The 1,487-nt window shown below is 69.3% G+C and carries 2 protein-coding genes; both read right to left on the bottom strand.

Annotation, left to right across the window (positions count from 1 at the left end; all coding sequences use genetic code 11):
• Positions 1-585, bottom strand: a 585-nt coding sequence (locus ABYB95_RS23380) for a peptide chain release factor N(5)-glutamine methyltransferase (protein ID WP_372662735.1), incomplete at its 3' end; no start/stop codon positions are given.
• A 6-nt stretch (positions 586-591) separates the two neighbouring features.
• A partial coding sequence (gene prfA, locus ABYB95_RS23385) for a peptide chain release factor 1 (RefSeq protein ID WP_372662738.1) occupies positions 592-1,487 on the bottom strand: 896 nt, incomplete at its 5' end.

Consider the following 1,487-nt stretch of genomic DNA (forward strand, 5'->3'; position numbering starts at 1 on the left):
GCTGGCGATGAGGTCAAAGCGCTGCCCGGGCACGGCGGCCAGCCAATGGCCGGGGCGAAACTCCACCGCCAGACCGAGCCGCTGGGCGTTGGCCTGGGCCACGGCCAGCGCGCCGACGCTGGCGTCGGTGGCGCAAACCTGGGCTTTGGGCCGTTGCGATTTCAGCGCCAGAGCGATCGCGCCGCTGCCGGTGCCCAGGTCCAGCAGGCGGGGTGCGGGTTCGGCGGGCCAGGTATCCAGCTTCTCCAGCGCCCATTCCACCAGGGTTTCGGTGTCGGGCCGGGGCACCAGCACCCGGGCATCGACTTGCAGCGTGAGCCCGAAAAACTCGCGCTGGCCCAGGATGTAGGCAAAGGGTTCGCCGGCGAGGCGGCGCTGGGTGAGGCCGGCCCATGTGCTGGCGCAGTCGTGTGGCAAGGGGTCGTCGCCGTGTGCCAGCAGCCAGGCGCGGGCCCCGGTGTCGCGGCCCAGGGCCAGCAGCAGCAGCTGTTGCGCGTCGATCCGGTCCAGGCCTGCAGCACTTGCCTGTTGCAGTGCCTGGGCCAAGGTGGTCGGGGTGTCTGGGGTGTGGGCTGTATGTGGCATGCCGGTTCAGAGGCTGCTTTGTTCCAGCTCGGCCAGCAGCTCAACGCCGCGCGCCACTTGCAAGGCGCGCACCACGTCGCCCAGATCGCCTTCCATCACCTGCAGCAGCTTGTACAGCGTGAGGTTGATGCGGTGATCGGTCAGCCGCCCTTGCGGAAAGTTGTAGGTGCGGATGCGGTCGCTGCGGTCGCCGCTGCCCACCAAGCCCTTGCGGGTGGCCGCGTCTTTGGCGGCGCGTTCGCTGCGGTCTTTTTCCTGCAAGCGCGCCGTGAGCACCTTCAAGGCCTGCGCCTTGTTGCTGTGCTGCGAGCGGCCGTCCTGGCATTCGGCGACCAGGCCGGTGGGCAGGTGGGTCACGCGCACGGCGGAATCGGTCTTGTTGATGTGTTGCCCGCCGGCGCCGCTGGCGCGGTAGGTGTCGATGCGCAGCTCGGCCGGGTTGAGCTGCACCGCCTGGGTTTCGTCGGGCTCGGGCATCACGGCCACGGTGGCGGCGCTGGTGTGGATGCGGCCCTGGGTTTCGGTGGCCGGCACGCGCTGCACCCGGTGGCCACCCGATTCGAAACGCAGCTGGCCGTACACACCGGCGTGCGCGCTGCGACCGGCGACGCGCAAGACGATTTCCTTGTAGCCGCCCAGTTCGCCGGGCGACTCGCTCACCGTCTCCACCTGCCAGCCTTGGGTCTCGGCGTAGCGCGTGTAGAGCCGGGCCAGATCGCCAGCGAACAGGGCCGATTCGTCACCGCCGGTGCCGGCGCGGATTTCCAGAAAGGCGTTGCGCTCGTCGTCCGGGTCCTTGGGCACCAGCAGTTGCTGCAGCTCGGCGTCGAGTTGCTCCAGATCGGACTCGGCGCTGTGGATTTCTTCCTGGGCCAGATCGGCCATTTCGGGGTCGCGCAGCA

The sequence above is a fragment of the Hydrogenophaga sp. genome (genome assembly GCF_041633695.1).
Lineage (GTDB): Bacteria > Pseudomonadota > Gammaproteobacteria > Burkholderiales > Burkholderiaceae_C > Hydrogenophaga.